Below are 807 nucleotides of genomic sequence, written 5' to 3'. Positions count from 1 at the left end.
GTCAAGAACCTCATGACCCACAACATCTAGCCGCGGGGCCGGGGCCCGCGCCGAGGACGACGTCGTCCGCGCCGGCGTCCGGGACGCCGTCGGCGGTCACCTGCAGATGGCCCGGCGCAGGCCGCAGGTGGAGGTGGGCCCACGGGGCCACCACGAGCACGGACGCCCCGATCATCTCGGTCAGCTCCTCCGCGTGGGTCGCCACGTGGTAGGCCAGGGTGCTGCGCCCGATCCCGAAGACGAGCGGCACCGCCTCGAGGACGATCGCGCCGAAGAAGAACACCGCGCCGCCCGCCACCGTCAGCGCTCGGGTCCGGCGGGGCAGGGCGACGGTGCACAGCGCGAGCAGCCCGAGGACGACGATCGCGGCCGGCGCGCCGAGGATCAGCCACTGGAACGCGGGCAGCGGGTTCTCCCCCGCGAACGGCAGAACCTCCCACAGCTGGCCGGCCTGCTCGTGGAGCTGCGTCGATTCGTCCAGGCTCATGGGGCCGCCAGCAGGGCCGCGGGGGTCAGCCACGCGAGCAGGCTCCGCCGCCGATCCGCCCCCAGCGCGCGGCGCACGAGACCCACCGTGGTGAAGCCCGCGGCCCCCAGCAGGAGCAGGCCCGAGCTCCACCACGCCGTGAGGTTGGCCTCGTGGTTCACGTCGAAGACCTCGCGCCACCACGGCACCTGCCGCGGGCCCAGCCCGAACACGAAGGGGAGGGCGAACGACCAGGCGGCGAGCAGGACACTGACGCCGATCAGCCCGCCCGCCGCGCGCCGGGCCCAGCGGCCCTGCACGCCCGGAGGCGTGGCGGGGCG

General features: G+C 75.2%; 1 protein-coding gene and 1 pseudogene. Both read right to left on the bottom strand.

All coding sequences use genetic code 11. From position 1 onward, the window contains the following. Positions 1-10: 10 nt before the first annotated feature. Entirely contained in the window at positions 11-520 is a 510-nt protein-coding gene (locus HMPREF3105_RS10860) for a hypothetical protein (protein WP_246830379.1), read from the bottom strand. Next, a pseudogene (locus HMPREF3105_RS13605) lies at positions 484-807 on the bottom strand (hypothetical protein); the annotation flags it as partial. The pseudogene HMPREF3105_RS13605 and the gene HMPREF3105_RS10860, both read right to left, overlap by 37 nt.

Origin of the sequence: Micrococcus sp. HMSC31B01, assembly GCF_001816085.1 — a bacterium.
Lineage (GTDB): Bacteria > Actinomycetota > Actinomycetes > Actinomycetales > Micrococcaceae > Micrococcus > Micrococcus luteus.
The sequence above is the reverse complement of the archived record's forward strand: the minus strand, read 5'-3'. Positions and strand labels throughout refer to the sequence as shown.